Origin of the sequence: Pseudomonas prosekii, assembly GCF_900105155.1 — a bacterium.
GTDB lineage: Bacteria > Pseudomonadota > Gammaproteobacteria > Pseudomonadales > Pseudomonadaceae > Aquipseudomonas > Aquipseudomonas prosekii.
This window is the reverse complement of the sequence record NZ_LT629762.1, coordinates 5,175,528-5,199,275: the sequence shown is the minus strand read 5'-3', so window position 1 is coordinate 5,199,275 and position 23,748 is coordinate 5,175,528. Positions and strand designations below refer to the sequence as shown.

20 protein-coding genes and 2 pseudogenes are annotated in these 23,748 nt (G+C 60.1%); 14 read left to right on the top strand and 8 right to left on the bottom strand.

Annotated elements, in window-relative coordinates; translation table 11 throughout:
• Window positions 1–176 precede the first annotated feature (176 nt).
• From BLU01_RS23320 to BLU01_RS23290, 7 genes and pseudogenes are all read left to right on the top strand, one after another.
• Entirely contained in the window at window positions 177–704 is a 528-nt protein-coding gene (locus BLU01_RS23320; protein ID WP_092279908.1) for a fimbrial protein, read from the top strand.
• Window positions 705–792: 88 nt separating this feature from the next.
• Window positions 793–1,518: a fimbrial biogenesis chaperone gene (locus BLU01_RS23315; RefSeq protein WP_092279906.1), complete on the top strand. Its 726-nt coding sequence runs from the start codon at window positions 793–795 to the stop codon at window positions 1,516–1,518.
• A gap of 124 nt (window positions 1,519–1,642) precedes the next feature.
• Window positions 1,643–4,177 carry a fimbria/pilus outer membrane usher protein gene (locus BLU01_RS23310; protein WP_092281724.1) on the top strand — a complete coding sequence of 845 codons (2,535 nt, stop codon included), beginning with the start codon at window positions 1,643–1,645 and terminating at the stop codon, window positions 4,175–4,177.
• A 24-nt stretch (window positions 4,178–4,201) separates the two neighbouring features.
• The gene (locus BLU01_RS23305) at window positions 4,202–5,515 is read left to right on the top strand and encodes a fimbrial protein (RefSeq protein WP_092279904.1); all 1,314 of its coding nucleotides are present in this window, start codon (window positions 4,202–4,204) and stop codon (window positions 5,513–5,515) included.
• Window positions 5,516–5,559: 44 nt separating this feature from the next.
• A complete protein-coding gene (locus BLU01_RS23300; RefSeq protein WP_231987103.1) occupies window positions 5,560–6,276 on the top strand; it encodes a fimbrial biogenesis chaperone in 717 nt (238 codons plus the stop codon).
• 106 nt (window positions 6,277–6,382) lie between these two features.
• Window positions 6,383–7,533, top strand: a protein-coding gene (locus BLU01_RS23295; RefSeq protein WP_092271200.1) for an IS3 family transposase whose coding sequence is annotated in 2 segments (ribosomal slippage) — window positions 6,383–6,617 and window positions 6,617–7,533 — 1,152 coding nt in all. Because the reading frame shifts where the segments join, the coding sequence is not laid out codon by codon here.
• Window positions 7,534–7,548: 15 nt separating this feature from the next.
• A pseudogene (locus BLU01_RS23290) lies at window positions 7,549–8,331 on the top strand (U32 family peptidase C-terminal domain-containing protein); the annotation flags it as partial.
• Window positions 8,332–8,487: 156 nt separating this feature from the next.
• Here BLU01_RS23290 and BLU01_RS23285 read toward each other — a convergent pair.
• Window positions 8,488–9,352 (bottom strand): annotated as a pseudogene (locus BLU01_RS23285) (LysR family transcriptional regulator).
• Window positions 9,353–9,449: 97 nt separating this feature from the next.
• Here BLU01_RS23285 and BLU01_RS23280 point away from each other — a divergent pair.
• Window positions 9,450–10,367: a DMT family transporter gene (locus BLU01_RS23280; RefSeq protein ID WP_092279900.1), complete on the top strand. Its 918-nt coding sequence runs from the start codon at window positions 9,450–9,452 to the stop codon at window positions 10,365–10,367.
• Between the two features lie 389 nt (window positions 10,368–10,756).
• Here the strand turns inward: BLU01_RS23280 and BLU01_RS23275 are convergent, their stop codons facing one another.
• Window positions 10,757–10,987, bottom strand: a complete 231-nt coding sequence (locus BLU01_RS23275) for a hypothetical protein (protein ID WP_092279898.1) — start codon at window positions 10,985–10,987, stop codon at window positions 10,757–10,759.
• A 92-nt stretch (window positions 10,988–11,079) separates the two neighbouring features.
• Window positions 11,080–11,793, bottom strand: coding sequence for a FadR/GntR family transcriptional regulator (locus BLU01_RS23270; protein WP_092279896.1), 714 nt, complete (start codon window positions 11,791–11,793; stop codon window positions 11,080–11,082).
• Window positions 11,794–12,093: 300 nt separating this feature from the next.
• Between BLU01_RS23270 and BLU01_RS23265 the strand changes: the two genes are divergently transcribed.
• From BLU01_RS23265 to ampC, 3 genes are all read left to right on the top strand, one after another.
• Window positions 12,094–13,416: an MFS transporter gene (locus BLU01_RS23265; RefSeq protein WP_408003148.1), complete on the top strand. Its 1,323-nt coding sequence runs from the start codon at window positions 12,094–12,096 to the stop codon at window positions 13,414–13,416.
• 24 nt (window positions 13,417–13,440) lie between these two features.
• The gene (gudD, locus tag BLU01_RS23260; protein ID WP_092279892.1) at window positions 13,441–14,808 is read left to right on the top strand and encodes a glucarate dehydratase; all 1,368 of its coding nucleotides are present in this window, start codon (window positions 13,441–13,443) and stop codon (window positions 14,806–14,808) included.
• A 208-nt stretch (window positions 14,809–15,016) separates the two neighbouring features.
• A complete protein-coding gene (gene ampC, locus BLU01_RS23255; RefSeq protein WP_092279890.1) occupies window positions 15,017–16,168 on the top strand; it encodes a class C beta-lactamase in 1,152 nt (383 codons plus the stop codon).
• 127 nt (window positions 16,169–16,295) lie between these two features.
• Here the strand turns inward: ampC and BLU01_RS23250 are convergent, their stop codons facing one another.
• Window positions 16,296–17,408, bottom strand: a complete 1,113-nt coding sequence (locus BLU01_RS23250) for an MFS transporter (protein WP_092279888.1) — start codon at window positions 17,406–17,408, stop codon at window positions 16,296–16,298.
• 153 nt (window positions 17,409–17,561) lie between these two features.
• On the opposite strand from BLU01_RS23250, the gene BLU01_RS23245 reads away from it, so the two are divergent.
• Window positions 17,562–18,356 (top strand): SDR family NAD(P)-dependent oxidoreductase, encoded by a 795-nt coding sequence (locus BLU01_RS23245; protein ID WP_092279886.1) that lies wholly within the window; start codon window positions 17,562–17,564, stop codon window positions 18,354–18,356.
• 522 nt (window positions 18,357–18,878) lie between these two features.
• Here the strand turns inward: BLU01_RS23245 and BLU01_RS23240 are convergent.
• From BLU01_RS23240 to BLU01_RS23230, 3 genes are all read right to left on the bottom strand, one after another.
• Window positions 18,879–19,451 carry a DUF4174 domain-containing protein gene (locus BLU01_RS23240; protein WP_092279884.1) on the bottom strand — a complete coding sequence of 191 codons (573 nt, stop codon included), beginning with the start codon at window positions 19,449–19,451 and terminating at the stop codon, window positions 18,879–18,881.
• A gap of 203 nt (window positions 19,452–19,654) precedes the next feature.
• A complete protein-coding gene (locus BLU01_RS23235) occupies window positions 19,655–20,254 on the bottom strand; it encodes a biliverdin-producing heme oxygenase (protein WP_157720183.1) in 600 nt (199 codons plus the stop codon).
• A gap of 316 nt (window positions 20,255–20,570) precedes the next feature.
• Window positions 20,571–21,356, bottom strand: coding sequence for a sulfite exporter TauE/SafE family protein (locus BLU01_RS23230; RefSeq protein WP_092279880.1), 786 nt, complete (start codon window positions 21,354–21,356; stop codon window positions 20,571–20,573).
• Between the two features lie 21 nt (window positions 21,357–21,377).
• On the opposite strand from BLU01_RS23230, the gene BLU01_RS27640 reads away from it, so the two are divergent.
• Window positions 21,378–21,596: a hypothetical protein gene (locus BLU01_RS27640; RefSeq protein ID WP_157720182.1), complete on the top strand. Its 219-nt coding sequence runs from the start codon at window positions 21,378–21,380 to the stop codon at window positions 21,594–21,596.
• On the opposite strand, the gene BLU01_RS23225 is transcribed toward BLU01_RS27640, so the two are convergent.
• Window positions 21,574–22,311 (bottom strand): hypothetical protein, encoded by a 738-nt coding sequence (locus BLU01_RS23225; RefSeq protein ID WP_092279878.1) that lies wholly within the window; start codon window positions 22,309–22,311, stop codon window positions 21,574–21,576. The genes BLU01_RS27640 and BLU01_RS23225 overlap by 23 nt on opposite strands.
• A gap of 236 nt (window positions 22,312–22,547) precedes the next feature.
• Here BLU01_RS23225 and BLU01_RS23220 point away from each other — a divergent pair, with 236 nt between their 5' ends.
• Window positions 22,548–23,696 (top strand): aldose epimerase family protein, encoded by a 1,149-nt coding sequence (locus tag BLU01_RS23220; RefSeq protein WP_092279876.1) that lies wholly within the window; start codon window positions 22,548–22,550, stop codon window positions 23,694–23,696.
• The last annotated feature ends 52 nt before the right edge of the window (window positions 23,697–23,748 follow it).

The following is a 23,748-nucleotide window of genomic DNA, read 5'->3' as shown; positions in this document are numbered from 1 at the left end:
GGTTCTGTGAGCGGTCGCCACGCATGGCCATTACGCAGCTTTTAAGAATCGCCTGATTAAACCTAACGCCTCCTCTCCTTAAGATTGCGGCGCCTGGACAAGCCCCGTTACGCCGGTTGGCGAACACCGGACAGCCTCCACGCGCAGCCCAATCAACTTTAATGAGGAGTTCCACCATGAAGCGTATTGCCTTGATCCTGGCCATGACCGCCGCTCCAGCGCTGACCTTCGCAGCCGCCCAGAACACCATCACGTTCACCGGCCAGGTATCGGCTCAGACCTGCGCTGTCACGGTCAATGGCAACGCCGCGAACCCGGTCATCCTAATGCCTACCGTCAGCGCTGCCGCCCTGAATGCAGTGGGTAGCACGGCAGGCGAAACACCCTTCACCGTCAGCGTGAGCGGCTGCACCGCACCCTCTTCGAGCCTCGCCATCAAGACGGCTTTCCTGGGTAACAACGTGACCAGCGCAGGCAACCTTGCCAACGCCGGTACGGCCACCAACGTACAAGTGCAACTGCTCAGCGAAACTGGCGGTTCTGCCGTTGTACTCAACGGGATCACCTCAGTTCCAGGCTTGACCTTGAGCTCTGGCGCCACCAGCGCCAGCCACGATTTCGCTGTTCGCTACATCAGCGAAGCCGGTGCCGCCACGGCCGGTACTGTTTCGGCCACCGCGCAATACGCCCTGGATTACCTGTAATCCCAGGTACCTGCCGGGCCCTGTGCCCGGCACTTTTACCCACGCCCGCATTCTTCACCCGCTCTGCGCCTGTTGGACGGAGAACACCATGACTCGCCTGAAGAAAACCACACTGGCATTGGCGCTGACACTCGGCACGGCCATGACCTCCTACGCACATGCCAGCGTCGTAATGACGGGCACCCGCGTCATCTACCCGGCCCAAGTCCAGGAAAAGGTGGTGCAACTGACCAATCAGGACACCCATCCCTACCTGGTCCAAATGTGGCTCGACACGGGCAACCCGAACCTCACGGCACAGACCGCTGATGCGCCGTTTATCGCCAGTCCGCAAGTGTTTCGCATGAATCCCAATGCTGGCCAGGTCGTGCGCCTGGTCTTCACCGGCAACGACCTGGCGAAGGACCGCGAATCGCTGTTCTACCTCAATTTCGTGCAGATGCCGGCCATGAAGACCAGCGAGCGGCAAGCCAACAAGTTGCTGCTCAGCGTCAGTAGCCGCATGAAGGTGTTTTACCGCCCGCAAGGGCTGGCCGGAAACCCCGACGCGCTGAACCAATCCCTGCATTTCAAGCTTCAGGGCAAGACGGTGATCGCTAGCAATGACAGCGGGTATTTCGCCACCGTGCGCCGTGCCGACGTGGTCAGCCGGGGCAAGTCCTACGCGCTTTCACAGGCGTCGATGGTCGCGCCGTTAAGCCAGGCCAACTGGGCGCTGCCCGCCGGCGCCTCCGCCGCTGCGGGAGACACCGTGCGCCTGACATTGGTCAACGATTTCGGTGCTGATGTCATCACTGATCTGCCCCTTCTTTGATTAGCACGAGGTGATCGTCATGCCTACCTATCGTGTATCAGCATTCAAGATGGGGCTTGTATTTGCACGTCACTGCTGGTTACGCGGTTTCGTTCAGTCAACCCTGTTCAGCACGGTCAGCCTGATGAGTCCAGGCATTGCCATGGCGCAAAGCACCGTCGCAGCGTCCACCGACGCTTATGTGTTCGACGACAACATGCTGTTTGGCAGCGGTTCACTGGCGCGCTTCAATAGGGTCAACGCCATTGAACCCGGGCAATACCGGGTGGATTTGTTTATCAACGGTCGTTTTGTCGACCGCGTTGACCTGCGCTTCGCTGACCAGGGTGAAGGCGATGTGCAGCCCTGCCTGCCCGTAGCGTTGCTGGAAAGCGGCGGAGTCCTCAAAAGCGCTATCCAGTCACCCAGCACGGCCCAGTGCCTGGTTCTCGGCAAAGCCGTTCAGGGCGCGTCGACAGCATTCGATTTCGGGCAGATGCGCCTGGACCTGAACGTGCCACAGAGCCTGATGCTGAACACCCCGCGCGGCTACGTCGCGCCGCAAAACCTGGACGGCGGCAACACCATCGGTTTCGTGAACTACAGCGCCAGCCAGTACCACGTCACACGCACAGGCAACTACAGCGGCAGTTCCGACTCAAGCTACCTGGCCCTCAACAGCGGGTTGAACATGGGTCTGTGGCGTCTGCGCCAACAAGGCAATTTGCGTTACGACAACGACAACGGCAGCCACTGGAACACCACCCGCACTTACGCCCAACGCGCCCTGCCTGGATTACAAGGCGAAATGACCGTGGGCCAGGGTTTTACTTCAGGTCGGTTTTTTTCCGGCATGAGCTACACCGGGCTGGAGATTGCTTCCGACGACCGCATGCTGCCGGAGTCAGTGCGCGGCTATGCACCTACGGTACGTGGGATTGCCAAAACCAACGCGCAGGTGATCGTGCGCCAGAACGGCAATGACATCTATCAGACCACCGTAGCGCCTGGTCCTTTTGAAATCAACGACCTCTATTCCACCAGCTACAACGGCGACCTTGAAGTCTCGGTGGTCGAGGCCGACGGCAGCGTCAGCCGTTTCACGGTACCGTTTTCAGCGGTTCCCGAGTCGTTGCGGCCTGGCCTGTCACGCTACAGCATGGCAATTGGCCGAAGCCGCGATCTTGGCGACCAAGATCCCTTCAGCGAAATGACCTACCAGCGCGGCCTGACCAACAGCGTGACCGCCAATAGCGGCTTTCGGGTAGCCGAGGGCTACCAGGCGCTGGTGCTCGGCGGCGTCTACGCCAACACCCTGGGTGCATTCGGGTTGGACACCACCTACTCGCGCGCCAATCTGCCGAACGAAGGCCTGCTCGATGGCTGGATGGCACGCCTGTCGTACAGCCGCACCTTTCAGCCGACCAAGACCACCTTGTCGATTGCCGGCTACCGCTATTCAACCGAAGGCTATCGAGACCTCGGCGACGTGCTCGGCGTGCGCGAGTCGATCCGCAACCAACAAACCTGGGAGTCGACGAGCTATATGCAACGCTCACGCTTCGAGGTGTCGATCAATCAAAACCTCAATGACTACGGCAGCGTGTTTTTATCCGGTTCGACCCAGGACTACCGCAGCGGCCGAGAACGCGACACGCAGCTGCAATTTGGCTGGGCCAACACCTTGCGCAACAACGTCAGCGTCAACCTGTCCGTGTCGCGACAGAGCACCGGCAGTTACCTGAACCGGCGAAGCGGCAACTACAACGACCAACTGGGCAACACGGTCTCGGACAACGGGGTAGGCACCACGCGCAGTGCCGGCACCCAAGAGACCGTCACGCTGCTCTCGGTGTCCTTCCCTCTTGGCAGCCCGGCCCGCTCGAATGTGCCGTCGCTGAGCAGCTCAGTGACGCACAGCTCTACCTCTGGCGACCTGTATCAAACCTCGTTGTCGGGCACCCAGGGGGTCGATCAGAGCTTGAGCTACAGCATGGACGTGTCCCGCGACGCCGATCAGAAACAGAACGTGTGGAGCGCCAACGTCCAGAAACATCTGCCCAACGCCTCGGTCAGCGCCAGCGCGTCCAAAGGGCAGGATTACTGGCAAGCGTCCGGCAGCGCTCGTGGTGCCTTGGCCGTGCACGGCGGCGGTGTGACGTTCGGACCTTACTTGGGCGACACCTTCGCCCTGATCGAAGCCAAGGGCGCCAGCGGTGCGAAGGTCATGAATGGCATGGGCGCAACCATCGACAGCGACGGCTACGCGCTGGTGCCTTCGCTGACCCCTTATCGCTACAACACGGTAGCCATCAACCCTGAGGGTATGAGTGAAAAAGCCGAACTCGATGACGGCCAGCGCCGCGTCGCGCCCTACGCAGGAGCAGCCGTGAAGGTTGAATTCAAGACCCGCGTCGGTAACGCAATCCTGGTCAAAGCCTTACGCCCCGGCGGTGAGGCCGTGCCCATGGGCGCCGATGTATTGGACCAAAACGGCAGCCTCATCGGGATGGTCGGCCAAGGCAGCCAGGCTTACCTGCGCACCGAAAAACTCAAGGGCCGCCTGACCGTCCGTTGGGGCGAAGGCGCAAACGAGCAGTGCCGTATGCAGTTCGACCTGACGCGACAGGACGTCAGCCAAGCCCTGATAAAACTCAACAGCGATTGCCGCCGCCCCTGAAACTCTTTTATACCGGAGCTCACCATGACTCTTTTTCGTCCACTGTTCACACTGCTCCTGACCCTCGGCGCCACCGTCGGTGCGGATGCCCAGGCAACCTGCACGCGGGTCTTCAACGGTAATCAAGTGCTGGACGGCAACTCGGCACAACTGACGTTTGGCCGGGTTAACCTGACCTCCAGCTACCTGCAACCGGTCGGCACGCATTTGGGCTCCATTGTAGTTTCCGCCGCGACGGCGCCCGGACTCACCAGCGAGACCGTACTGTGGCAATGCGACCTGAGCGACGCCGATAGCATTTACGAGGTGTTCGCCACCAACGGTGACGACCGTGTCGGCGGTTACTGGGAAATCGGCAATGGATCAGGGGCCTCGGTCAACGATGGGCTGCCCGGTTACTACGCCACGTGGTTCCCCTATGTCGGGATCAAATTGACGCACCTGAACTCTGGCAAAGTGTTCACACGCTATTGGCAGGACGCCAAAATCACCCAGTACGACACGGTCGGCAACAAGATCCAGATCAAAGCCAAACACTTGAGCATGATCCAGGGCGAACTTGCTCGCGTATCCAGCCTCCCGCCAACGTCAGGCTCGGGAAGTAACTGGTGCGGGGGCCAAGCAGCCTCCAGTGGCAGCGGGACCTACAGCTATACATGCACCCAGCCCAATGGCTACGTCCAGTTTCGAGGGGGTGGCATCGCCTCGGATCCGGTGGGGTCGGACTCCAACAACAACTACAACTTCTGGGGCGCACGCAACGGTATTGCGTTTGGCATGCGCGCCGCGGCTTCTATCAGTTACACCGCCACCTGCGTGGCCCGCAACGTCACGCCCGTGGTGAGTTTCCTGCCGATCACCGCCACTGAGTTGAACCAGGGCATGACTCGCAGCAGTGACTTCACCATCGGCCTGGAATGCAGCAACACCGCCAGTTCCGGTACCGCCAGCAACCAGACCGCACTGGGCATCCAAGTGGCCTACAGCGCGTATACCCAAGCCCAGTCCCTGGGGCTGTTGAGCAGTGGCGGCGGGGTGACCTATCTGGTGTCCAACGGCTATGGCACCGACCCTTCGGTAGCCACCGGGGTGGGTATCAGCCTGCGTAACACTAGCAACGGCAGTGCCATGAATTTTCTGGGATGGTCGGGCACCGGCACGGGCGCCACCGGCGGCTGGTACCCGGTATTAGCGGGCGCCAGCAGCGCCGGCAGCAACGCGTCCGGCTACACCAGCTACCTGCAGACGATCACCGCCACCCTCAGCATCCTGCCTGGCGAAACAGCCAAGCCGGGCAGGGTCAACGCCACCGCTTACGTACTGGTAAAGGTCCAATGATCAGGCTCGCGTTCTACTCGGCGCTGGTATGGATATGCGTGGCAATGAGTGCGTCCTCAATTGCGCGTGCCGGGCTAATGCCCGAACAGACCCGGTTGATCTTCCACGAGGGCCAGACCCAACGCTCGCTGATGCTGGCCAACACCAATGCCTATCCCGTGGTGGTGCAAACCTGGGTCGACAACGGTGAAGGCAACCGCGCGCCGGAAGACTCAGTCTCGGCGATGATCGCCCTACCTTCGGTATTTCGTCTGCAACCCCAAGCGTTGCAGGGCCTGCGCATCGTTTACGACGGTAGCGCGCTGCCGAAAGACCGTGAGTCCGTGAGCTGGTTGAATCTCTACGAAATCCCTCCTGCCAAAGTAGACGCGCCCGCGCTTTCTACGCGCGTCGCCGTGGCCATGAACACCCAGATGAAAATCTTCTACCGACCCGCCAACCTGCCCAGCGCTCCCGAAAAAATGGCTGGCGCCCTGACCTTTCGCATCGAACAGCAGGCAGGTACCTGGGTGCTGGTGTGCCACAACCCCAGCCCCTATCACGCCTCGTTTTCTTCTTTACGCGTTGGCGTTCAAGGGAGTGAACAGCCCGTGGCAAAGTCCCTCGACATGATGGCCCCGCCCCTCAGCGAAAAAGCGTACCCGCTGGCCAACTTCTCCCACGGCGCAGATGCCCGCGTACCCGTCAGCTACACGCTTGTCGATGACGGCGGCCACTACCTGGATGGCCACGCAACCGCCTCCGTGCATCAGATGCCGTAATGAAAACCGCATGATAAAAACGCATAAAGCCCAGATCGAAAGACTGAATCGCCCCTAGTTTCGTAGACACCTCCAAGCCTTAAAATGAGGCCCATTAGGAGGTGCCATGAGCAACCAGCGATATCCCGAAGAATTCAAAATCCAGGCGGTCAAGCAAGTGACCGAAAAGCAGCTTCCTGTCTCGGAGGTGGCTGCACGATTGGGTGTGTCCGTGCACAGCCTCTATGCCTGGGTTAAGCGCTACACCAAGCCCCAAGAACAGCGCGTTGAGGAGGATGATCAAAGCGCTGAGGTTCGTCGTCTACGTGCCGAGCTGAAACGGGTGACGGAGGAGCGAGACATCTTAAAAAAGGCCGCCGCGTACTTTGCCAAGGAGTGCGGCTGAAGTACGCCTTTATTAAGCAGCAATCGGGTCATTACGCGATTCGACGGCTTTGCCTGACGCTCAAGGTTCATCCCAGCGGCTACTACGCGTGGCTATCAGAACCAAAATCTGCGCGAGCCAAGGACGATCAGCGACTGCTTGGATTGATCAAACACTCCTGGCTGGAAAGCGGTGGCGTTTATGGCTATCGCAAGATCCATGATGACCTGCGAGAGGTTGGTGAGAGCTGTGGCCGTCACCGGGTGGCTAGGTTGATGCGCCTTGAGGGTTTACGTTCTCAGACTGGGTATCGACGGAGGCCGGGAAAATATGGCGGTAAACCAGCCGTTGCCTCACCGAACTTACTGAAGCGCCAATTCGATGTCAGAGAACCCAACAAAGTCTGGGTCACAGACATTACCTACATCCGAACATATGAAGGCTGGCTGTATTTGGCCGTGGTGCTCGATCTGTTTTCACGCCAGATCATTGGTTGGTCAATGAAGTCGCAGATGACCAGCGACGTAGCCATTGATGCACTGCTGATGGCGGTTTGGAGACGTAAGCCGAAGCAAGAGGTGATGATCCACTCAGATCAAGGCAGTCAGTACAGCAGCTCAGACTGGCGAAGCTTCTTGAAAGCTAACAACCTGGTGGCCAGCATGAGTCGTCGAGGTAACTGCCACGACAACGCTGTGGCGGAGAGCTTTTTCCAGCTGCTAAAGCGGGAACGGATCAAGCGTAAAATCTACACTACACGCCAGGATGCTCGGGATGATGTGTTCGATTACATCGAGATGTTTTACAACCCAAAACGACGCCACAGTTTCAACAATCAGCTGTCACCGGTAGAGTTTGAAAAGCGTTACGCAGCGAGCCTGGAGAGTGTCTAGAAAACCCGGGGCGATTCAGGTTACATGAACAAGCGCGACGCCAATCAGGGCAGTTGCACCAATGCCTGTCGCTGGAAGTACTCGGCGCAAGCGGCCACGGAAAACCAGCTCGGCGAGATCGTGCAGCAATTCGCGCCGCAACCGACGTTGGGCATTGGCGCGCCGACCGATCAGGTGTTTTTGTTGCAGGAAGCCAATCGGCCGGACGAGTTGATGCCGGCATTCGAGGACGAGCACGGCACTTACATCATGAACGCCAAGGACCTGCGCGCGGTGCAGCATGTCGAGCGTTTGACGCAGATGGGCGTGCATTCACTGAAGATCGAGGGCCGGACCAAATCGCATTTCTATTGCGCACGCACCACTCAGGTGTATCGCCAGGCCATCGACGATGCCGTGGCGGGCCGCGCGTTTGATCGCAACCTGATGACCGATCTCGAATCGCTGGCCCAGCGCGGTTACACCGAGGGTTTCCTGCGCCGGCATGTGCACGACGAATACCAGAACTACCAAAACGGCAGCTCGGTGTCGGAGCGTCAGCAGTTTGTCGGCGAGTTGACCGGTGTACGCCGCGATCGCCTGGCAGAAGTGCAAGTGAAGAACCGCTTTGGTTTGGGCGATCACATGGAACTGATGACGCCCAAGGGCAACTTTCACTTTGACCTGCATGAGTTGCAAAACCTGCGCGGCGAACCGATCGACGTCGCGCCGGGCGATGGCCACACCGTGTACGTGCCGATCCCGGATGCAGTGGATCTGCGCTTCGCCCTGCTGATGCGCGATGTCAGCGGCAACTGACCGACCAACACGCAATTGCGCAGACAACGCAAACCCCCTGTAGGAGCAGAGCTTGCTCGCGAAAGCGGTCTTTCAGGCAGCGTAGATGTTGCGGCTGCCGGCCTCTTCGCGAGCAAGCTCTGCTCCTACAGAAAGCCAGGGCGCCCGGGGTCGGGTTCAGGCAAATTCTTCGCGGAGCATTCCGACAAACGCCTCGCGTGCCGGGTGTACACCGGCGTTCTCGTGCCAATAAAATAAATTCTCCACCGCCGTCAGTTCCGCGAACTCATATCCGGCGCACCCGGCGCCTTTCGCGTATTGATCGAACACGCCTTTGGGCACCAATGCCACGCCGGCCCCGGCGCTGACGCAACCGACAATTGCGCCGTAACTAGCCAGGCTGACAATCGGCAGCGCCTGCCCCTGACGCAGCAACCAATGCTCCAGTGCCGCCCGATACGGGCAACCGGGCGGCCACATGAACACGGTTTTATCCTGCAAATCGGCAACATCGCGCACCGGTCCCAGCGACGTCGAGGCGATCAGCAGCAGCTCTTCGCGGTACATCGGCGTACGCATCAGGTGCGAGCGCTCGACATCCACCGCAACGATGGCACCGTCGAGGCGATGGTTGGCAGTGTCGTCGAGCAGTTGGCTCCAGGTGCCGGTGGCCAATTCCAGCGCAACACCGGGATAACGTTTGTGGAATTTCGCCAGCAAGCGCGGCAAGCGCCCGGTCGCCGAGGACTCGATGGCGCCGATGCGCAGCGGCCCGGAAGGCTCGGTGGATGGGTCGAGAGCGCGTTTGGCCTCAACCGTCAGCGCCAGAATCTTCGAGGCGTAGGTCAGGAAGGTCTGCCCTGAAGGACTGATCCGCAGCCCGCGCCCCCTCGCGCAGAAACAGTGCCACCCCGAGCTCCGCTTCCAACGCCTTGATCCGCGCAGTGATATTCGACGGCACGCAATGCAGCAATTCTGCCGCGCGAGCAATGCTGCCGACGTCGGCCACAGTCTTGAACATGCGAATCTGCGCCAATTCCATAATGCTCACCCAAAGTGATGTATCGGCGCAGTATAAGTCAGTTGTAGCGAACGACCAGGCTTCTGATACTCAGTGCATCCACCACAGGTGCACGACCATGCCGCAACTTTCTCCCGCTCTGAAAATCATTTTTGCCATGGCATTTGTCGTGGTGTGCTGGGGTTATTCACCGACCGGCATTCACCTTGGCTTGCAGGCCTACGAGCCCGGGCATCTGGCGTTGCTGCGGTTTCTGCTGGCGTCGGTGTTGATGGCGGCGGTCGCGGTTTGGCGCGGCATCAGCCTGCCGAAAATACGTGACTTGCCGTTTCTGATCGCGCTTGGTTTGTTTGCCGTGAGTCTGCATCACGTGCTGCTGAACATCGGGCAGCAGAGTGTCAGCGCCGGGGCATCGAGTGTGCTGGCGCAATCGACGCCGTTGTTCAGCACGTTGTTGGCGCGGTTTGTGTTCAAGGATCGGGTCAGTGCCTGGCGTTGGGGTTGCGTGCTGCTGGGGCTGATCGGCGTGGTCATCGTCGTCGCCGGGGACAAAGGCCTGGCCAGCATTGATGCGCAGGGTTTGCTGATTTTGCTGGCGGCGCTGTCGTGGAGTGTTTATTTCGCATTGCAGAAGCATCACACCGGGCGGTATGACGGGTTGACCCTGACCTGTTACACGGTTTGGGCGGGGACGCTGTTGTTGCTGGTGTATCTGCCGGGGCTGGCGGATCAGGTGTTGCGCGCGCCGGTTGACGTGCAAATAGCGGTGATTGGCCTGGGCGTATTTCCGAGCGCGCTCGCGTATCTGGCGTGGGCATTTGTGTTGGCACATGTGGACTTGAGCCGCGCAGCGATGACCCTGTATCTGGTGCCGCCGACGGCGATGCTGATTGCCAGTTTCGCACTGGGCGAGCGGCCGACGATGCTGGTGATAGTCGGCGCAGTGGTGGTGTTGAGCAGCGTGCTGGCATTGAATCTGGAAAGAAAACTGCTGGCGCTGCTGACGCCATCGCGAGCAGGCTCACTCCCACATTGACCCCACAAACCTGTAGGAGCGAGGCTTGCCCGCGAAGGCGGTCGCTCTGGTGATGAAGATGTCGTGGCTGCCGGCCTCTTCGCGAGCAAGCTCAGCTCCTACAGGGTTCGCGGCGCGCTGAAAATCCCCTGTAGGAGCGAGGCTTGCCCGCGAAAGCGGTCGTTCAGGTAATGAAGATGTTGTGTCCCACAGGGTTCGCGGCGTGCTGAAAATCCCCTGTAGGAGCGAGGCTTGCCCGCGAAAGCGGTCGTTCAGGCAATGAAGGGGTTGTATCCCACAGGGTTCGCGGCGTGCTGGAGACCCCCTGTGGGAGTGAGCCTGCTCGCGATGAACGATGACGCGGTCAACCTGCGGCCCACAAAAAACCCGGCACTCTGGCCGGGTTTTGTTTAGCGCCGATCATCGGACAGTGGCGTTTGCTCATCTGCCGCCGGCATGTCTTCGTCGGCGCTCGGGTCTTTCCAGTCATCGGGGCGATCCGCATCCGATTGCGCCGGGTCCCGGGCGGGGTCCATGCCGGGCGGAGCATCATGGTCCAGCGACGGCTCGTCCGTGCCGGGCATGGGTCTGGTGGGATCGGTATTGGGCGTTCCACCCTGGAACATCGAATCGTTAGCCATGATGCACCTCACTGATGTAGGCCGGTCAGTCCGGGCCATATCTGTTGGAAACGGGCGCATCACCGGCGTGCTATCGACTAGACCAACGGTTATCAGGACCGCGCCAGAAAGCGGTCGCGGCTGTTGGTCAGATGCAGCCACATGGCCGCGCGAGCCGCGTCCGGGTCCTGGCGTTTGATCGCGTTCAGAATCGCCTCGTGCTCCTGATTGGCCAATTGCCCGAGCTTGCTCAAATCCGCCGCGCCACGCTCGGCGGCATTGACCCGGGTTCGCGGAATCATCGCACTGCCCAAATGCTGGATGATTTCGCTGAAACACACGTTGCCGGTGGCTTCGGCGATCAGCAAATGGAAGCGCCTGTCGGCCTCCACGCAACTGTCGTTATTCGCCAGCAGGTTTTGATAGTCATCCAGCGCCTCGCGCATCTGCTGCAATTGCGCGTCCGTACGACGACTGGCGGCGAGCGCGGCGGCCTGGGTTTCCAGGCCCATGCGCAGTTCCAGAATGCTGCGCACACCCAGCGCCGTGTCGACGTTCAGCCGCAAGCCCTGCTCCGCTGCGCGCTCAATCACAAAGGTGCCGATGCCATGCCGGGTTTCCACTAACCCCGACGCCTGCAATTTCGAGATCGCTTCGCGCACCACGGTGCGGCTGACCCCGTGTTCCTGAACGATCGAGTTCTCCGACGGCAGCTTGTCGCCGGGCAACATCTGCCCGAGCAGGATGCTCTGGGTCAGCTTCGCGACCAAATCATGCGCCAGGTTATGGCTGCGTTTGCGGGCGGGAACGTCGAAGTCTTCTTGCATGGCGATCTTCCGGAGGCAGGGCAATCGGGATCGTAGCACTGGCATTGTCGGGAGACCTTCCAAAATGACGGCCAACTTGTATGACAACACTCCACAAAACGCCAAAACCCGCTCAAACAACCACCACCAAAGTCAGCTTCAAGAATAAGAATCTACCGGAACAGCGCTATTTCATTGGACAACAGCCTTGCGCACCAAAAAAACCTAGTTGTATGATGTCTATCAACACGTAACACACAGTTACACCCCGCATAAAAATAATCAGTGGGAGAAACGCAAGTGAATACAGCCCTGTCCGGGATGCATGACGGCACCGATTCGGTGCTCGAATCCGCCATCTCGAAAGTCAAACGCCACGTCCTGCCGCTGTTCGTGATCATGTTCATCGTCAATTACATTGACCGCGTGAACATCGGTTTCGTCCGCGCCCACATGGAGCAGGATCTGGGCATCGGCGCTGCCGCCTACGGCCTGGGTGCCGGCCTGTTCTTCATCGGTTACGCGCTGTTCGAAGTCCCCTCCAACATGCTTCTGCAAAAAGTCGGCGCGCGCATCTGGCTGACCCGCATCATGCTGACCTGGGGCCTGGTCGCCGCCGGCATGGCGTTCATCCAGAACGAAACCCATTTCTATATTCTGCGTTTTCTGCTCGGTGTCGCCGAAGCCGGATTCTTTCCCGGGGTGATCTATTACTTCACTCGCTGGCTGCCGGGCGTCGAGCGCGGCAAGGCGATTGCGATCTTCCTCAGCGGCTCGGCGATTGCCTCGCTGATCTCCGGCCCGCTGTCCGGCCTGCTCCTGCAAATCAACGGTCTGGGCCTGCACGGCTGGCAGTGGATGTACTTCATTGAAGGCATGTTCTCGGTTGGCTTGTGCGTGTTCGTCTGGTTCTGGCTCGACTCCAAACCCCACGACGCCAAATGGCTGACCCGCGCAGAACAGGACGCGCTGGTCAAAGCCATCGACGACGAACAACTGGCCCGCGAAGCCGCGACGCCGATCAAACCGTCGGTGGGCAAACTGCTCAAGGATCGCCAGATCATTCTGTTTTGCCTGATCTACTTTTTCATTCAACTGACTATCTATGCCGCGACGTTCTGGCTGCCGAGCATCATCAAGAAGATGGGCGACCTCAGCGACATCCAAGTCGGGCTGTTCAATTCGATCCCGTGGTTGCTGTCGATTGTCGGCATGTACGCCTTCGCCGCCCTGTCGGCCAAATGGAAAAACCAGCAAGCGTGGGTTGCCGCAGCGCTGTTGATCGCGGCTGCCGGGATGTTCATGTCGACCACCGGCGGGCCGATCTTTGCCTTCGTTGCGATCTGCTTCGCAGCACTCGGTTTCAAATCGGCGTCGTCGTTGTTCTGGCCGATTCCCCAGGCGTATCTGGACGCGCGAATCGCTGCCGGAGTGATCGCGCTGATCAACTCGGTGGGCAACCTCGGCGGCTTCGTCGCGCCAACCACGTTTGGCCTGCTGGAGGAACACACCGGCTCGATCCAGGGCGGCCTCTACGGTTTGGCCGCGACCTCGATCATCGCCGCGATCATCGTTTTTGCCGCCCGCAATACGCCGAAAAAAGCCTCGGTCGCCGTCGGCCAAACCGCGTCCAGCCACGCCTGAATTTCTGATCCAAGGACAATAAAAATGCACACACAAGATCACGCCCAAGACCGCACAAAAAACACCGAAAAAGCGCCGATCATTACCAGCATGCAAGTGGTTCCGGTGGCCGGTCACGACGGCATGCTGCTCAACCTCAGCGGCGCCCACGGGCCGTTTTTCACCCGCAACATCGTGATTCTCACCGACAACGCCGGGCATACCGGGGTCGGCGAAGTGCCGGGTGGCGAGCGCATTCGGCAAACACTGGAAGACGCGCGTGCGCTGGTGGTCGGCAGCCCGATCGGCACTTATCAGAAGATCCTCAATCAAGTGCGCCAGACCTTCGCCGACCGCGACGCCGGCGGCCGTGGTTTGCAGACCTTCGACCTGCGCATCACCATTCACGCGGTCACCGGCCTCGAAGCCGCCCTGCTCGACTTGCTCGGCCAGCACCTCGACGTGCCGGTCGCAGCGCTGCTTGGCGAAGGGCAGCAGCGCGATGAAGTGAAGATGCTCGGTTACCTGTTTTACGTCGGTGATCGGCACGCCACCGACCTTGCTTATCGCAGTGAGCCGCAGGCCGATAACGACTGGTTCCGCGTCCGTCATGAGCAAGCCATGACCGCCGATGCCGTGGTGCGCCTGGCCGAAGCCGCGCACGCGCATTATGGCTTCAAGGACTTCAAACTCAAGGGCGGCGTGCTCAGCGGCGACGAGGAAATCGAAGCGGTCACCGCGCTGGCCGAACGCTTTCCCGATGCGCGAATTACCCTCGATCCGAACGGCGCGTGGTCATTGAAAGAAGCGATCCGTTTGTGCCGCGATCAGCACCGCGTGCTGGCGTACGCCGAAGACCCGTGCGGCGCGGAAAACGGTTATTCCGGGCGTGAAGTCATGGCCGAGTTTCGCCGCGCCACAGGGCTGAAAACCGCGACCAATATGATCGCCACCGACTGGCGGGAAATGGGCCACGCGATCCAGTTGCAATCGGTGGATATTCCGCTCGCCGATCCGCATTTCTGGACCATGCAAGGCTCGGTTCGCGTCGCGCAGATGTGCCACGAATGGGGCCTGACCTGGGGTTCGCATTCCAACAATCATTTCGATATTTCGCTGGCGATGTTCACCCATGTCGCGGCCGCCGCGCCGGGGGAAATCACCGCGATCGACACGCACTGGATCTGGCAGGACGGCCAGCGCTTGACCAAAGCGCCGCTGCAGATTGTCGGCGGCTGCGTGCAAGTGCCGAAGAAACCCGGGCTCGGCGTCGAGCTGGACATGGACCAGCTGGTCAAGGCGCACGAGTTGTATAAAGGCATGGGCCTCGGCGCGCGCGACGACAGCGTGGCGATGCAATTTCTGATTCCGGGCTGGAAATTCGATAACAAGCGACCGTGCCTGGTGCGCTGAACCACTCCCCCCCTGTAGGAGCAAAGCTTGCTCGCGAAGGCGTCGTGTCAGTCGAAGACCATTTCGACTGAACCGGAGCTTTCGCGAGCAAGCTCTGCTCCTACAGGATCGTGTGTGCATCAATCCTCGTTTGAACGCCACCATCGCCGCAGCCTCGGCGCGCGATTACAATCGTGCCCATCAGCAGACACGACATGGATGAAACACGATGAGCAGACTGACTATTCTCGCCGCTTGCGTAGCACTGGGCAGCACAGGCGTGTGCCTGGCGCAGGCTCGCACCGACCAGCAGATCGAAGCCTCGGTCGATGCGGCGATCCGCCCGATCATGCAAAGCCAAGGCGTGCCGGGGATCGCGGTAGCGGTGACGGTTGACGGCAAAGCGCATTACTTCAACTACGGCGTCGCCTCGAAAGAAAGTGGGGAGAAAGTCACTAAAAACACCTTGTTCGAAATCGGTTCGCTGAGCAAAACCTTCACCGCCACCCTGCTCGCCTACGCGCAGGCGACCGGCAAATTGTCCCTGAACGACACGGCCAGCCAGGTTCTCCCGGCATTAAAGGGCAGCGCGCTGGATAACATCAGCGTCGTGCAATTTGCCACTTACACGGCGGGCGGTTTGCCGTTGCAGTTCCCTCAAGCGGCAGACAGCGCAGACAAGATGCTCGGCTATTTCCAGCAATGGAAACCGCTTTATGCGCCCGGCACTCATCGGCAATATTCCAACCCGAGCATCGGCTTGTCCGGGTATCTGGCCGCACAGAGCCTCGGCGTGCCGTTTGAGCAGGCAATGGAAAAAACCCTGCTGCCAAAACTCGGGTTGAAGCACACGTTTATCCAGGTACCGCAGGATCAGATGGAGCTTTACGCTCAGGGTTACGACAAGGCCGACAAGCCTGTGCGTGTCAGCCCCGGAGCGCTGGACGCAGAAGCCTACGGGGTGAAAACCAGCGCGGCGGACCTGCTGACTTTTGTCCAGGCAAACATGCAGCCGGCCGCGCTGGACGCGCCGGTGCAGCACGCGATTGCCGCGACGCATGCCGGTTATTACACGGTGGGCGACATGACTCAGGGCCTGGGTTGGGAGCGTTATGCCTACCCGATCACCTTGGATAAATTGCTCGCGGGCAATTCGACGCCGATGGCCATGGAGGCGCATAAAGTCCAGTGGTTGAACCCGCCGCAGGCTGAGCCGAAGGATGTGCTGTTGAACAAAACCGGTTCGACCGGTGGTTTCGGCGCTTACGCGGCGTATGTGCCGTCGCGGGAGATTGGCGTGGTGATCATGGCCAACAAAAACTACCCGATCCCGGAGCGGGTCAAAGCGGCGCATCAGATATTGCAAGCATTGACCGAGTAAGTCGGCCACGCCTATTCCCCTGTGGGAGCGAGCTTGCTCGCGATTGCGGTATATCTGGCGACATCAATGTCGACCGGGCTGACGTAATCGCGAGCAAGCTCGCTCCCACAGGGGTCTGTGAAACTGACTATTTTTTCCGTTCCACACACGCCAGCGCACTCACCGCCAGACACAGCGCCGCCCCGCCATACACCCATTCCGACGGCGCCACCGGCAGCAGAAAACCCGCCAGCAACGGCCCGATCCCGGCGCCGATGTCGCGCCACACCGCGTTCCCCGCCAGCGCGCGCACCCGGCCGCTGTCCGGATGACGCTGGGCGATCACCGTCACCACCAACGGCAATTGCAGCGCGCGCAATATCAGCACCAGCGCGCCGCCGACGATCAACCAGTGAAACCCGAAGCCGATCAGCGCTATCGAGGTCATCAGCGAGAACACAATCAACATTCGCGTCGCGCCCCAGCGCTGCGCCGCCACGCCGCCCAACGGGCTGAGCAACAATTCCGAGACATAACGCAGCGCCAGCAGCGTGCCGGCGACCACCACGGCGTTGCCTTCCAGCAAGTGATCAGCCAATAACGACAGGCCGATGATGAACAAGCCGTCGAGCGTCAGGCCTTCGATAAACGACCACATCGCGACACTGTCCGGCCACTGGAAACGCCGCGTCGAGGCCGCCATCGGATGCGCCGCCGACGGCAGCCCGAGCGCCAGCCACATTCCGAGCAGCGAGGTCACGCACATCAGGTAGAAAATCACTCGCGGGCCGTACTCGACACTGAGCAACGCACCCAGCGGCAGCGCCAGCATCGGCCCCGCCGCGATCACCGCGCGCGAACGCCCGGTACGCCGCGCCGCACCCAACGGCTCGGCGGTAGCCATCACTTGCGTGGACAAATTCAGCGCCGCGTACGACAACCCCCAACCGAGGCGCAACAGCAGCAACCACCAAAAACCCGACAGCGTCGCGTAACCCAACGCGCACAACGCCGCCGTGCCCGTGGCCAGCAGCAACGCCGGGCGATCACCCTGGCGGGTGTAAAACTGCATGACGTAGCGATAACCGAAAATCCGCACCAGCCGATTCGCCGCCAGCAAAATTCCCGCCTCGGCCAGCGTGATGCCGAATGCCTGCGACTGCATCGGCAACAGCAGGTACAACAAGACATCGCCAGGTAAACACAGGGCCAATACCGAAGCGGCCCGGAACGAGTGTTGGTCGGCGGTTTTTTCTGACATGAGAGCGACAGGCCTTGGCAAAAATCTTCAACGTCCAGACTGGCGTGAAGCAACGCCGCTGACAAACTTTTTTACAAATCATCGGAATGCCTTGAACTCCACAAAGCCCCGCGCAGTCATCCCTCTTACCTCCCCTTCAAGCGAGTGATAGCCATGAACATCGATCTATCCAGCAAAACCGCGCTGGTCACCGGCTCAACCCAAGGCATCGGTTTTGCGATTGCCAAAGGCCTGGCGCAATCCGGTGCCGAGGTGGTGATCAATGGGCGCAAGCAGGACGCTGTCGACGCCGCTGTCAGCCAGCTCAAAAAGCTGCTGCCCAACGCCAAGGTGCGCGGGATCGCCGCCGACGCCGGCACCGCCGAAGGCTGCAAGAGCATGGTCGCCGCCCTGCCGCACGTGGATATTCTGGTGAACAACGTCGGGATTTATGGCCCGCAAGATTTTTTCGAAACCGAGGATGAGGTCTGGGAAAAATTCTTCGAGGTCAACGTGATGTCCGGTGTGCGCCTGTCGCGCGCCTATCTCGAAGGCATGGCGAAAAACGCCTGGGGCCGGGTGGTGTTCATCTCGTCCGAGTCGGCGCTGAACATCCCGGCGGACATGATCCATTACGGTTTCACCAAGACTTCAAACCTGTCGATTTCACGGGGTCTGGCCAAGCGCATGGCGGGCACTGGCGTGACCGTCAACGCCGTACTGCCAGGGCCAACATTGTCCGAAGGGCTGCAGGAGATGCTCAAGGATGAACAGCAGAAGTCCGGCGAATCGATGGAAAAAGTTGCAGCCGATTTTGTCATGGCCAACCGTCCGACCTCGATCATCCAGCGCGCGGCCGAAATGGAAGAAGTGGCGAACATGGTGGTCTACGTGGCCTCGCCACAAGCCTCCGCCACCACCGGCGCGGCATTGCGCGTAGACGGCGGCGTCGTCGACAGCCTCGCCTGACCGACCAACCCAAACCCTGTAGGAGCGAGGCTTGCCCGCGAAAGCGGTGTATCAGGTAATCAAAAATCGCCTGACCGACCGCCATCGCGAGCAAGCTCGGCTCCCACAACTGCGCGGTTGTCTGCGGTTATATGCCCAGCCCAAACCCGTAGGAGCAAGGCTTGCCCGCGAAAGCGGTGTATCAGGTCATCAAAAATCGCCTGACCGACCGCCATCGCGAGCAAGCTCTGCTCCCACAACTGCGCGGTTGTCTGCGGTTATATGCCCAGCCCAAACCCTGTAGGAGCGAGGCTTGCCCGCGAAAGCGGTGTATCAGGTAATCAAAAATCGCCTGACCGACCGCCATCGCGAGCAAGCTCTGCTCCCACAACTGCGCGGTTGTCTGGGGTGATGTGCCCAACACAAACCCTGTAGGAGCAAGGCTTGCCCGCGAAAGCGTTCGATCAGCCAGTATCTTTTCTGGCGGGTCCAGCGCTTTCGCGGGCAAGCCTCGCTCCTACAGGGGGGGGCAGAGGATGTTAATCAGTCATCCGGCATTTCTGGTGGCTTGGTAGGCTTGGCCGGTTTTGTCGGTTTGGTACCCTTGGTGCCTTTTGCCGCTGCCGGTTCGGCTGCTGCTGCTGGTGGCGTGGCGGCGGCAGCGGCGGCCGCTTCTTTTTCAGCCATCGGCATCGCGTCGATGGTTTCGAAGATTTTCTTCAGGTCGACGGTTTTCGATTCATCCCCCGAGCTTTCGAGTTTCTTCTCGCCATCCTTGCCCACCAGAATGACTTTCGGCAACGCGCCGGCACCCAGTTTCAGCGAACGAATCAGCGCCATGGTGTCCTGCTGGCCCATGTCCTTGCCGTCGAGTTGGCCGGACATGTTCAGCACGCTGTAGACCCGGATGTTGCGCTGGGCCAGGGCTTCTTTGTTGGCCGGATCGTCCAGCGATTTTTTCAAACCGAGCCAGACCGGGTCGATGGTGCTGGACGTGATCACGATCAGCGGCCGGGCCCTGCCCTTATCGATGTCCAACGGGGAATCGCCATCGGCGGCGAGCAAGGGGCCAGCAAGCGCCAGCAAGGTTGTCAGGGTCAATGACCTGATGAGCATGCGCGTCTCCTTTTGATATCCACGCTCTACTGATTGCGCATCGCGGCGATCGTTCCGGGTGACGGCCCGCAAAAATGTTTCGCCTAGGCCAAAGCTTAGGTCAGGGCCGACATTGCGCAACCGCACGACGCCGCACATTCACCAGCGCCCCCAACCGCCCCCCTGCAGCAGCTGCCGAGCACCGCGAGGCTGCGTCCGGCGGATCATTGCAATACCCCGCACTGCTCCAGCCACTGCTCGAACGCCTTGAAGGTCGCCTCGGCCGCGACCACCGTTCGCGCTCGCTCGGCGGGGTCGCGCACTTCGTACAAGCACGCGAGAAATCCGCGCCACATCACCAGCGTCGAGGTGCCGTATACCCCGAAAAACCGCCCGCCGCTGTGTTCGTCGATGCCCAGGCGCGAGTACAGACCGTTGCGCATCGACTGGCTGCCGAGTGTCGCGCCTTCGAGCACGTATAACACGCCGAGCACGTCGGCGGCGCTGCAGATCTGGAAGGCAAACCGGCACGGGGCAATCGCCTCGACGGCGTCTGTGCCGAGGCCGAGGGCAAACAGGTCTGCTTCAAGGGATGGGGTTTTGCTGCGGATCAGCCAGTCCAGGCCGGAAATGTTCATTGCCTGCCGGGCCAGCAAATGCTCCAGCGGCCGATAAAAACCGTAATAGGCTTTGATCAATCGGGTGTAAAGCGCTTGGTCGGCGGTGAAAAAAGGGATGCGTTTCTCCAGCAACTGATGCTGCTGGGTGGTAGCGATGCGCAGCTCATTGAGAATCAGCGGCAAACTCTTCGGCGGGACGTTCACGACAGGGCGTCGTGGCAGTGTCCGGCTGGGGAACGGAGACGTTCAATGACGTCGATTAAAGCGTGCACGTGTCACCTCATCCTTGTGGATCACGGGGGAATGCCGACAGGTCATCCGCGAATGGATGAAGGGTGGCTTGGCACCGTAGCACCTAATGGGGCGGGAGCAGTGGTTTGTTTGTGCGTGGCGCAAATTGCTGTGGGAATGAGCTTGCTGGCGATGAGGGTGTATCGGTCAAACCGGTGATTGAAGGCTAGTGCGCTATCGCGAGCAGGCTCACTCCTACAGGTGCGGGGTCTGTTCGATAGCGGCGGGATCAGAACGCCAGTTTGTAGCCGATCAGCAGCAGCATCGTCGCCAGGCACGGGCGCAGCACTTCGTCGGAGATTCGCCCGGTGAGGTGGCTGCCGAGCCAGATGCCGGGCAACGAGCCGATCAAGAGGAAACCCAGCACCTGCCAATCCATGTTGCCCATGCTCGCGTGGCCGAGTCCGGCGACCAGGGTCAGCGGCACGGCGTGGGCGATTTCGGTGCCGACCAGGCGCCGCGTGGGCAGCAGCGGATAGAGGATAAACAGCGCAACAGTGCCGAGGGCGCCGGCACCAATCGACGTCAGCGCGACCATGGTGCCGAGGATCAGCCCGGTGATCACCGTCATCACATTCAGGCGGGTGCCGCTGGGGTTGTAGTTGCCGCCGGCGCGTCGATGGGCGAAAGCGAGCAGGCGTTTCTTGAAGAAAATCGCCATCGCCGTGGCAAACAGCACGAAACCCAGGGCTTGCTTGATGATCGCGTTCATCGCGTCGGGCGCGGTGTGCAGGCTGCTGAGAAACCACAACGTCATCGCCACCGCCGGCACGCTGCCGAGGGTCAGCCAACCGGTGATCGCCCAATCGATGTTCTTGTTTTTGCGGTGCACCAGCACGCCGCTGGATTTGGTAATGGCCGCGTACAACAGGTCGGTGCCGACTGCGGTGGCCGGGTTGACGCCAAACCACAACAGGATCGGCGTCATCAGCGAGCCACCGCCGACGCCGGTCATGCCGACGATAAAACCCACCACCAGTCCTGCGACGACTAAACCGAAATTCCCGAAATCCATTAACACGCCCGCAGCAATCGCATGAAAAAACTGGCCCGCAGCATAGCGATTTTTCTTATAACCACTTATATCGATACGGTCTATCGTTATGCCGCAAGCTCGCATCACTCTGTAGGAGCAGAGCTTGCTCGCGAAGGCGGACTAACCTTCATCATCAATGGCGACGATGATGACCTCTTCGCGAGCAAGCTTTGCTCCTACAGGGCCGGTCAGCGGGTTATTGGACGGGCAGGAAGTTGAGGAACAACAGGCTCTGCGCGTAATTCAGGCCAATGCGCCGATAGCGCTCATCGAGCATCTGCGTCAGCAAATCCAGGCGCGCGACGATCTTGCCGAATTCCACGGCAAAACTGAGGTTGCTGCCCTCCTCCGAAATCTCGTTGGAAAACAGCAACGGTTCGCCATTCTTGTTTTGCCGCTGGCTGAGAATCCACGTGGCTTTCTCGATGTTGCGCGCGGCGTTGCTGACGAACACCGGGTTGATCGCATCGGTCATGTAAAACTCCAGCCGATTGCCGTGCGCGGTCACCAGCATGCTGCCGATCGCATAAATGAACGCGCCGACTCGATCGCCGAGAAACTCCGGGCTCATCGCGAAACTCAATGCCGCCAGGTCTTTCTTGCCGCCCAAGGTCGGTAATGGCTGCTGCATTTCGATGGCTTCGCGCACTTGTTTTTCAGCGGATTGCGCGTCGAGGAAACCGGATTTTTTCAGTTCTTGCGGGTTGCGCAGGTACAGCTTGCTCATCAGCAAATAGAGGCTTTCGAGGTTGTCGTGCATCGCCAGCGTGGCCATGCGATCGACGCTGGTCTGGAGGAATTCCTGAGGTTTGCCCTGGCGAAACTGGCTGACGATGTCGCTGCCCTGCTGCTGGCTGCAACCACTGGCGAACAGCAACGCCAGGCAGGCCAAAACGCGCATTGGGCTAGTCATGAGGGATAAAACTCGAACCATGGGATGTTGGGCTGACACGTCTTTGCGCGGCGGGGGTCGCCGCAGCCTGGCCATGCATAGAGCCGCGCATTGGCAAAAAGTGCAGTGCTGGCGCGGGTCTACCGATCACCGGCAGTTTTGCTTCACTCATTTAGTATGACTTTTTATTGAATAACGCGGTTTATCAGCTATAAATTGTCCTTCCAGCGTTATTTAGTATGACTACTATCACAACAACAAAAAATGGAAGGTCAACCATGCTTCAATCCCGCTACCTGCTCTCCGCCCTCGGACTGTCCCTGATGATCGCTACCCTCCCCGCCCACGCCGCCGGCCTGTCCAGCGAGCATAAGGCTTTCGGCAAAACCAAAGACGGCACGCCCGTCGAGCAATACATCCTGCGCAACAGCCACGGCATGCAAGCCACGGTGATCACTTACGGCGCGACGTTGCAGTCGCTGCAAGTGCCGGACAAGAATGGCAAGGTCGATGACATCGTCCTCGGTTTTGATGATGTTCAGGGTTACCAGGCGGGCACCGCGTACTTCGGCGCGACCATCGGCCGCTTCGGCAATCGCCTGGCCGGCGGTGCGTTCGAGCTGGACGGCAAACGTTATCAGGTGCCGAAAAACGACGGCCCCAACTCGCTGCACGGCGGCAGTCAGGGTTTCGACAAACACGTGTGGAAAGCCGAGCCAGGCAAAGGCAAGGATGCGGCGAGCGTGACTCTGACGTACCTGTCGAAAGACGGTGAGATGGGTTTTCCCGGCAACCTGAAAACCGAGGTCACTTACAGCCTCACCGAGAACAATGAGCTGCGCATCGAGTACAAGGCCAGCACCGACAAACCGACGGTGCTGAACCTGACCAATCACAGCTATTTCAACCTCGCTGGCGCGGGTAATGGCGATGTATTGCAGCAACTGGCGACCTTGCACGCGAGCCATTACACGCCGATCAATGGCACGCTGATCCCGACCGGCGAACTGGCGCCAGTGGCCGGCACGCCGATGGATTTCAGCAAACCGACGGCCATCGGGCAGAACATCAAGGCTGATCACCCACAACTGAAATTCGCCGAACCGAAACAGGGCGGCTTCGATTTCAACTGGGCGCTGGACGCCAAGGGCGACGTGAGCAAACTGGCCGCCGACGTCAGCGATCCGCAATCCGGCCGGCGCCTGCAGCTCTACACCAGCGAACCCGGCGTGCAGTTCTACACCAGCAACTTCCTCGACGGCACCGTCAAGGGCAAGGGCGGCAAGGTTTATTCGCATTGGGGCGCGTTCACCCTCGAAACCCAGCACTACCCGGACTCGCCCAACCAGCCAAACTTCCCAAGCACCCGCCTCGACCCAGGCAAAACCTACAGCCAAAACACCGTGTTCAAATTCACCACCGAGTAAGCCGCCCGAAACCCAACCACGCCACAAAACCCTGTAGGAGCCGAGCTTGCTC

Coding starts and splice junctions, on each gene's coding strand:
- BLU01_RS23320 (WP_092279908.1), top strand. CDS start 177: ATGAAGCGTATTGCCTTGATCCTGGCCATGACCGCCGCTCCAGCGCTG.
- BLU01_RS23315 (WP_092279906.1), top strand. CDS start 793: ATGACTCGCCTGAAGAAAACCACACTGGCATTGGCGCTGACACTCGGC.
- BLU01_RS23310 (WP_092281724.1), top strand. CDS start 1,643: ATGAGTCCAGGCATTGCCATGGCGCAAAGCACCGTCGCAGCGTCCACC.
- BLU01_RS23305 (WP_092279904.1), top strand. CDS start 4,202: ATGACTCTTTTTCGTCCACTGTTCACACTGCTCCTGACCCTCGGCGCC.
- BLU01_RS23300 (WP_231987103.1), top strand. CDS start 5,560: ATGAGTGCGTCCTCAATTGCGCGTGCCGGGCTAATGCCCGAACAGACC.
- BLU01_RS23280 (WP_092279900.1), top strand. CDS start 9,450: ATGCCGCAACTTTCTCCCGCTCTGAAAATCATTTTTGCCATGGCATTT.
- BLU01_RS23275 (WP_092279898.1), bottom strand. CDS start 10,987: ATGGCTAACGATTCGATGTTCCAGGGTGGAACGCCCAATACCGATCCC.
- BLU01_RS23270 (WP_092279896.1), bottom strand. CDS start 11,793: ATGCAAGAAGACTTCGACGTTCCCGCCCGCAAACGCAGCCATAACCTG.
- BLU01_RS23265 (WP_408003148.1), top strand. CDS start 12,094: ATGCATGACGGCACCGATTCGGTGCTCGAATCCGCCATCTCGAAAGTC.
- gudD (WP_092279892.1), top strand. CDS start 13,441: ATGCACACACAAGATCACGCCCAAGACCGCACAAAAAACACCGAAAAA.
- ampC (WP_092279890.1), top strand. CDS start 15,017: ATGAGCAGACTGACTATTCTCGCCGCTTGCGTAGCACTGGGCAGCACA.
- BLU01_RS23250 (WP_092279888.1), bottom strand. CDS start 17,408: ATGTCAGAAAAAACCGCCGACCAACACTCGTTCCGGGCCGCTTCGGTA.
- BLU01_RS23245 (WP_092279886.1), top strand. CDS start 17,562: ATGAACATCGATCTATCCAGCAAAACCGCGCTGGTCACCGGCTCAACC.
- BLU01_RS23240 (WP_092279884.1), bottom strand. CDS start 19,451: ATGCTCATCAGGTCATTGACCCTGACAACCTTGCTGGCGCTTGCTGGC.
- BLU01_RS23230 (WP_092279880.1), bottom strand. CDS start 21,356: ATGGATTTCGGGAATTTCGGTTTAGTCGTCGCAGGACTGGTGGTGGGT.
- BLU01_RS27640 (WP_157720182.1), top strand. CDS start 21,378: ATGAAAAAACTGGCCCGCAGCATAGCGATTTTTCTTATAACCACTTAT.
- BLU01_RS23225 (WP_092279878.1), bottom strand. CDS start 22,311: ATGGTTCGAGTTTTATCCCTCATGACTAGCCCAATGCGCGTTTTGGCC.
- BLU01_RS23220 (WP_092279876.1), top strand. CDS start 22,548: ATGCTTCAATCCCGCTACCTGCTCTCCGCCCTCGGACTGTCCCTGATG.